The organism is Mycobacterium sp., from assembly GCF_035570115.1.
Lineage (GTDB): Bacteria > Actinomycetota > Actinomycetes > Mycobacteriales > Mycobacteriaceae > Mycobacterium.
Genome location: NZ_DATMLH010000298.1, coordinates 1 through 4,804, shown reverse-complemented (window position 1 = coordinate 4,804; position 4,804 = coordinate 1). Strand labels below are relative to the sequence as shown.

Annotated in this window: 5 protein-coding genes; 3 read left to right on the top strand and 2 right to left on the bottom strand. The window is 65.7% G+C overall.

Annotation, left to right across the window (positions count from 1 at the left end):
- Both VNW74_RS28450 and VNW74_RS28445 read right to left on the bottom strand, forming a co-directional pair.
- Positions 1–569: serine hydrolase domain-containing protein (locus tag VNW74_RS28450; protein WP_325683113.1), on the bottom strand; the 569-nt coding region annotated here is incomplete at its 3' end.
- 103 nt (positions 570–672) lie between these two features.
- Positions 673–2,352, bottom strand: a complete 1,680-nt coding sequence (locus VNW74_RS28445; protein ID WP_325683111.1) for a patatin-like phospholipase family protein — start codon at positions 2,350–2,352, stop codon at positions 673–675.
- An 89-nt stretch (positions 2,353–2,441) separates the two neighbouring features.
- On the opposite strand from VNW74_RS28445, the gene VNW74_RS28440 reads away from it, so the two are divergent.
- The 3 genes from VNW74_RS28440 to VNW74_RS28430 form a co-directional block, all read left to right on the top strand.
- Entirely contained in the window at positions 2,442–3,317 is an 876-nt protein-coding gene (locus VNW74_RS28440; RefSeq protein ID WP_325683109.1) for an alpha/beta hydrolase family esterase, read from the top strand.
- A gap of 175 nt (positions 3,318–3,492) precedes the next feature.
- Entirely contained in the window at positions 3,493–4,155 is a 663-nt protein-coding gene (locus VNW74_RS28435) for a TetR/AcrR family transcriptional regulator (RefSeq protein WP_325683107.1), read from the top strand.
- On the top strand, positions 4,152–4,804 hold a 653-nt coding region (locus VNW74_RS28430; protein ID WP_325683105.1), incomplete at its 3' end, for a serine hydrolase domain-containing protein. The genes VNW74_RS28435 and VNW74_RS28430, both read left to right, overlap by 4 nt.

Genomic DNA, 4,804 nt, shown 5'->3' with positions numbered 1-4,804 from the left:
AGTTTCTCGATCAGCGCGCCAAGCAGGATGTAGTTGATGTCGGAGTAGCGGAAGACCTCGGCGGGACCCGACTGCAGCGGCGTGGTGAGCGCACGATGAATGCCTTCGGCTTTATCGGCTGCGTTCAGTCCCCACGGATCTTTGAGGTCGACGTCTATCTCTTCGCCCGACGTGTGCGTGAGCAACATGCGAACCGTCACCTTGGCACGCACTGGATCGTTCGCCGTATTGAAGTCAGGCAAATATTTCTGCACCGGATCGTCGAACTGAACCGAGCCTTGTTCGTAAAGCTGCAGGACGGCAGTCGCCGTGCCGAGACACTTCGTCAACGATGCGATGTCGAAGATGGTGTCTTCGGTCATCGGCTCCGCAGGTGCGGGTGATCCGTCGAGCCCCGGTTCGCCGGCGAGCTTGCGCGAGCCATAGGCGTGGTGGAAGACAACCCTGTCGCCATGCCCGATCACCACCACGCCACCCGGCAGCTTCTTTGCCGCAATCGCATCATTCATCAGCTTGGACACCGTCGCGAATTCGGTTGCGGGAGCAGTGCCTGGCTGCCTGCCGCTCATCGCTGTGTGCGCCGCATACCTGGCCGAGGCCGCCGCAGCAAGCACGAGCAAGGCAATTCCAATAGCAACGGCCGTTCGCACTTGTGCCAGCGTAGACCGGACGTCACGTCAGCCGGTTCCGCCACCGGGCAAAGCGACTCGTCGGCACCTGAATCGCAGCCATCACCGAGCTCATCGGCGACGCCACCGACTTCGGCGGTTTTTTGGGTTTGGCGGCGGGGGGGCCGTCTCCTTCCCACCACGTCGGCTGCAACAGCGCCGTCGTCACCGGGATCGCCCGCTCGACACTGTTGCTCCCCCATCTGCTCGCACGATCGATGGCCGCGACGGAGGGCGCCAGGTTAGCCGGCGACAGCGTCGGCCCGAATCGGACGAGGTGATCGGCGTAGGGCAGGTTACGTACCATCTGCAGCTGCATCGCCTGGGTGATCGGCACCAACCACAGGTGCCGTGGATCCCATTGCGGGTGAAAGCAATCGAAAGCCAGGTAGCACGCGTTGCGGGTGCCCAGCCGCCCGTCGCGGATGCGCTTCCACGCCAGTTCAACCGGGACGTTGCTCGCCGCGCCGCCGTCGACGAGAGCCGCGACGTCCTTCTCTTCGCACAGGGCGTCGAGAATCGGGATCATGCGTGGGTCGCTCGTTTCGTGATGGAGCACACCGGGAATGGCCGACGAGAACGACGCCGCATCGACGACGTCGAAGTCGCGGGCCGGGTCGTCGTCGCCAATGATGATCGGCTTGACGATCCGCAAGTCGATGAACGCGGCAACCTGCCACATCCGAGCGCCCACCACCGGGCCGATGCCGATCGGACGAAACGGAACCGACCGCAACTGCAGGGCGGCCAATGCGGGACGGCGGAATCGGGACGGGAGCGCCGTATACGGTTGCCGGCGAACACCCGCGACCACGATGTCGAATGGAATGGCCAAGTCCGACATGCGCATTCGTTGGCCGTCCGCACGGCTGAGCATGGCGTGCGCGAACTGATCGAAACGCAACGCGAACATGCCGGCCAGGCCGTGGCGGCGGCGCAGCCGTTCGCGTCCCAGGATGGCGCGGTAGGACACCGTTTTCGCCCAGGCGATGTACTCCTCGACCGGCACCGGCAGAGCGCGAGCCACCAGGCTGCCCAGAATCGAACCGATCGACGCGCCGATCATGTAGTCGGGCACCTGGCCGACCTCCAGCAACCGCTGCATGCCGCCGATGTAGACGAAGCCGGCACCACCGCCGCCGCCGAGCACCGTGACGAGCTTCTTGTAGCCGACCTCGGAGTCCAATTCCGCTGGGGAGAAGTCATTTCCGTGGCGCTCGATGAGGACTCGGCGCTGATCGTCCTGGTCGGGCGCCAGGCTCGCCAGCGCCTCGCGTGCGGTTGTCAGCGCCGTGATCGGATCCGGTTCCTCGCGCAGCGGCCCGTAGAGCGCGTCGGCGACCCGGGACCGCCACGGAGCGATCTCGGCGCCGACCGAGACGTCTCCGCGCCCGCGGGTACCGCCCGGCCCCGCCGCGCCCGGCTCAAAGTCGGCGAGCCTGGCGAAGTTGAGGATGTAGCGCAGCTTGCGCAGCTCCTCGGCGCTCAACACCTCCGGGGCGGCCAGCTGATGTCGGATGAGCCGGTTTTCCATCCTCTGCAACAGCAGGGCCGGTTCGGCCGGCGGCAGATCGGCGGCGTCGACGGATTCGGCCGCCTCGTCCTCGATCTCCTCGATGAGTTCGAGCCCGGCCCCGCGGCGGCTGAGGCGGCTGAGCAGCGCGTCGGCGAACGGGATCTGCATGAGGGTCAGTCTCGTCGCAGCCCCGGCCGCGCACCATGGAAGGGTGCGGATCGAGCCGCAAACCCGCGCGCAACCAGTACCTTTGAGGCATGCTCGCTCGGCTTACCGCGCTACTCGGCGTGTTGCTCGTCCTGTCAGGATGTTGTGCCGCGCATCGGGTGGAAACGGGATTCCCGGTCGGCACCGGCGTGCACACCATGGCCTTCGGGGGGCTGGACCGCACCTACCGGGTCCACAAGCCGGCGGGCCTGTCGGCGGCGGCACCGCTTGTGGTCATGCTGCACGGGGTGACCGGCAACGGCGAGCAAGCTGAAAACTCTTATGGCTGGGATTCATTGGCCGATTCAGCGAAGTTCGTCGTCGCCTACCCGGACGGCGTCGAGCGGGCATGGAATGGGCACGGCTGCTGTGGCCGGGCCGCCCGTGACAACATCGACGACGTCGGCTTTATCACCGCGATGGTCGGTCAGATCAGCGCCGCCGTGGCGATCGACAAGTCGCGGGTCTATGCCACCGGGATGAGCAACGGCGGCATCATGAGCTACGCGCTGGCCTGCAACAGCGGCATCTTCGCTGCCATCGGTCCGGACTCGGCCACCCAGCTCGACGCATGCGCCGCGCCGCACCCGACGTCGGTGATTCACATCCACGGCACCGCCGACCGACTGGTCCTCTACAACGGCGGGCAGGGCACGAGCACCGTCAACGGGCCATCGATCGCTGACGACAACGCGTTCTGGCGCAACGCCGACCGGTGCGGCCCACCCGATATCACCACCAACGCCCCGATCACCACATCGACCGCCGCATGCGCCGGCAATCGCAGCGTCGTGTTGATCACCATCGAGGGCGGCCGACACCAGTGGCCCGGCGGTACCACCGCCCTCGAGCGAGCGGACCCGACGTCGCACGCGCTCAACGCCACCCAGACCATCTGGCAGTTCTTTGCCACCCACCCTGCCTGAGTCAGAGACCCGGAATCAGGTCCACGCGACCGCGACCACGCAGGTGGTGGCGATGGCTGCGCGACCCGGCATGGCGTCTCCCTGCTTGAGCGACTGTGACCCAGATTACAACACGATGACAAGTTAGAAACAAGAGCTCTTGTCGAAATTGGGCATTGGACTAAAATTCGGCTCCGTGACAGCACCGCGCACGTCTGCGCAAGCCCGGCCGCGCACAATCCGCGGCCTGGACGCCGAGCAGCGCCGCGCGCAGCGTCGTGATCAACTCCTCACCGCGGCGTTCGAGCTATTCGCCCGCGACGGGTACGCCAACACGTCGATCGAGGAGATCTGCCAGACCGCCTACGTGGGCAACAAAGCGTTCTACGACCTGTTCGACAGCAAAGAGGATTGTTACTTGGCGCTGCTGCGCGGGGTCTCCGAACGCATCGAAGATCAAGTGGCACAGGCAATGCGCGAGTCGGCCGATGCCGACGAAGAAGAACTTGTGCGCCGGCTGTTGTCCGCGTTCGCGCACACCCTGGTCGACGACCCCCGCGTCGCGATGGTGACTTTCGGTGTGGCCGCTGGTATTTCGCCGCGAGTTGAGGCCCAGCGGCGGGAGAACCGGCGCTGGGCAGCGTCTTTCATCGAGTCACTGTGGCGTCGCAACCATCCGAGCGGCGGAGTCGACTATCACGCGTTGGCCGTTGCCACTGTTGGCGGGCTGTTCGAGACCGTCACCGACTTTCTTCACGAGGATGATCCGCCGCGGCCGCGGACATTCGACGACCTGATCTCGGATCTGACCACGTTCATGTCGGTCGTCGAGGCCGGAATCCACGCACGGGGCCGATGACGCCGCAAGTCGACGCCTTGATGCGCAACTACGCCGGCGACGTGCCGGGCGCGAGCTTGCTCGTGCTGCGGGACGGTCGGCCGGTCGTGCGGGCAAGCTACGGCCTCGCGGACCTGGAAACGCACACGCCCGCCACGCCGGAGACGAATTACCGGCTCGCATCGGTCAGCAAGCAGTTCACCGCCGCGAGCATCCTGCTGCTGGCGGAGGACGGCCGCCTCACGCTTGATGACCGCGGCCACACGTGGCTGCCCTCGCTGCCGAAAGCCGCTGAGACGGTGACGATTCGCCACCTGCTCACACACACGTCGGGGCTCATCGACTACGAAGATGTGATCCCGGAAATCTTCGCAGCGCAGTTGCACGACGCGGATGTTCTGCGGCTGCTGGAAACGCAGGACCGTACTTACTTCCGCCCTGGCACCGACTATCGGTACAGCAACAGCGGCTATGCATTGCTGGCACTGATCGTGCAGCGGGCGTCGGGGCAGACCTTCGCGACGTTCCTGCGTGAACGCATCTTCCAACCGCTCGCCATGTTCGACACCGTGGCGTACGAGGAAGGTATCTCGACGGTGAACAATCGCGCGTTCGGCTACACGGAAGAGGCGGGCCGCTGGAACCGCACGGACCAAGACCAGACGAGTGC

Excerpts from the sequence above, each read along its gene's own strand:
- VNW74_RS28445 (WP_325683111.1), bottom strand. The coding sequence starts at position 2,352 with ATGCAGATCCCGTTCGCCGACGCGCTGCTCAGCCGCCTCAGCCGCCGC.
- VNW74_RS28440 (WP_325683109.1), top strand. The coding sequence starts at position 2,442 with ATGCTCGCTCGGCTTACCGCGCTACTCGGCGTGTTGCTCGTCCTGTCA.